Origin of the sequence: Sporomusa malonica (assembly GCF_900176355.1) — a bacterium.
Lineage (GTDB): Bacteria > Bacillota > Negativicutes > Sporomusales > Sporomusaceae > Sporomusa > Sporomusa malonica.
The window spans coordinates 1-1,762 of record NZ_FWXI01000060.1; the positions used below are offsets into that span (position 1 = coordinate 1).

Genomic DNA, 1,762 nt, shown 5'->3' on the forward strand with positions numbered 1-1,762 from the left:
CATAAGCAGCGAACCAGGTTCTCACGAGCCGATAGGCGAAATGAGAACCTGAGTGAGTCGCTTACTTCCGAGCGGTAGTGATAAGCAGAGAGCCAAGTTTTTAGGAGCGAAAGCGACGCGGAAACTTGTGCGAATCGCTTAGTTCCGAGCGGTAGTGAGGAACATCATTATTATAACTTACGGCCCTGTGGTGTAGCGGTCTAACATGCCGCCCTGTCACGGCGGAGATCGACGGTTCAAATCCGTTCAGGGTCGCCATAAAAACACGGCTTGCGCCGAGCCTTTGGCGAAAGCGGGAGCCGATGTTGTCATTATCCAGACGGAAAGTTAACCTTTCTAACAGGATTGAAAAAATTCCGGCCTTCTTTAAAAACGGGAAATTGCGGTACTGCTTTATTGCAGTATTGAGGAAAGTCCAGACTGCCACGACCTGAGATGGTCGTAATGTTCGTGCCCATCGCAAGCTGGGGCAGAGCTACGCTCTGACGACGGCAAAATCGACTCACGTAGCCGAAAGTAGCCATAAAGTGCACAGAGAATGAGTAGACTGGCGACAGTCTAGTGAAAAGTGGTAAACTCCACGAGGCAGAAACCCGAATTTTGGTAGGGGAACTTCCTGTAGGGAATCAAACCGAAGGGGAGAACGCAGTTGTTGCGTTAGATAAATAATTTCCTAAAACAGAAACTGGCTTACGGTTTTTAAATGAAGGCTGTAATATAAAGATGACTCCGTAGCTCAGCTGGATAGAGCGTTTGACTACGAATCAAAAGGTCGCAGGTTCGAATCCTGCCGGGGTCGCCAATTTACTCTCTGAGTGGAAGTTCTTCACTACGCTCAGAACTAAGCGACTCACGTATGTTCTCGTGTCGCCTAGCGGCTCGCGACAACATGGTTCGCTGCTTACGCCTCGGTAGCTCAGTCGGTAGAGCAGAGGACTGAAAATCCTCGTGTCGGCAGTTCGATTCTGCCCTGAGGCACCATTTTATGCTGGTGTAGCTCAATTGGTAGAGCAGCTGACTTGTAATCAGCAGGTTGGGGGTTCAATTCCTCTCGCCAGCTCCATATGGAGGGATTCCCGAGTGGCTAAAGGGAGCAGACTGTAAATCTGCCGTCTTTGACTTCGGTGGTTCGAATCCACCTCCCTCCACCAAAAAAAGCAAAGCCTTATATACTTATCTGCGATAAAGCAAGTATCTGCGACTGAGCCGCAAAACGGCTTAGGAATGTCCAGATGCTAGGCGGAAACGAGGACGTGAAGCGCGGCGCACTGGGGTGCGTAAGCAAGCGCCCACAGTGACAACAACGCAGATGGGCGTTCATAAGTCGTTTTGCACTACTTGCTGGTGTAGCTCAGTCGGTAGAGCGTATCCTTGGTAAGGATAAGGTCACCGGTTCAATCCCGGTCACTAGCTCCAGTTTAATAAGGCGGCGTAGCTCAGCTGGCTAGAGCATTCGGTTCATACCCGAAGTGTCCGGGGTTCAAATCCCTGCGCCGCCACCATAAGCAGACATTCGGAAATTTTATTTTCGTATGGTCGCTTAGTTAGAAACAGTAGTTTCTAACATCAAATGAATCGTGCGGGTGTAGCTCAATGGTAGAGCACTAGCCTTCCAAGCTAGCTACGAGGGTTCGATTCCCTTCACCCGCTCCATCCATTGTTATAAATCGGGGCGTGGCTCAGTTTGGTAGAGTACCTGGCTTGGGACCAGGGGGTCGCAGGTTCGAATCCTGCCGCTCCGACCAGTTAATATCCAAAGATT

The 1,762-nt window shown here is 50.2% G+C and carries 9 tRNA genes and 1 other RNA gene; all 10 read left to right on the forward strand.

The features are described from left to right. Window positions 1-181: 181 nt before the first annotated feature. The 10 genes from B9A22_RS24755 (at window position 182) to B9A22_RS24800 (ending at window position 1,745) form a co-directional block, all read left to right on the forward strand. Window positions 182-258: transfer RNA gene (locus tag B9A22_RS24755), tRNA-Asp, on the forward strand. Window positions 259-368: 110 nt separating this feature from the next. Further along, window positions 369-698, forward strand: an RNA gene (gene rnpB / locus B9A22_RS24760) — RNase P RNA component class B. A 27-nt stretch (window positions 699-725) separates the two neighbouring features. Next, window positions 726-802 (forward strand) — tRNA-Arg (locus B9A22_RS24765). 103 nt (window positions 803-905) lie between these two features. Next, window positions 906-981, forward strand: a tRNA-Phe gene (locus B9A22_RS24770). Between the two features lie 6 nt (window positions 982-987). Further along, window positions 988-1,063, forward strand: a tRNA-Thr gene (locus B9A22_RS24775). A 3-nt stretch (window positions 1,064-1,066) separates the two neighbouring features. Beyond that, window positions 1,067-1,151: transfer RNA gene (locus B9A22_RS24780), tRNA-Tyr, on the forward strand. A 189-nt stretch (window positions 1,152-1,340) separates the two neighbouring features. Next, a tRNA-Thr gene (locus tag B9A22_RS24785) sits at window positions 1,341-1,416 on the forward strand. A 9-nt stretch (window positions 1,417-1,425) separates the two neighbouring features. Then, window positions 1,426-1,502 (forward strand) — tRNA-Met (locus tag B9A22_RS24790). Window positions 1,503-1,579: 77 nt separating this feature from the next. Then, window positions 1,580-1,653, forward strand: a tRNA-Gly gene (locus B9A22_RS24795). 15 nt (window positions 1,654-1,668) lie between these two features. After that, window positions 1,669-1,745 (forward strand) — tRNA-Pro (locus tag B9A22_RS24800). The last annotated feature ends 17 nt before the right edge of the window (window positions 1,746-1,762 follow it).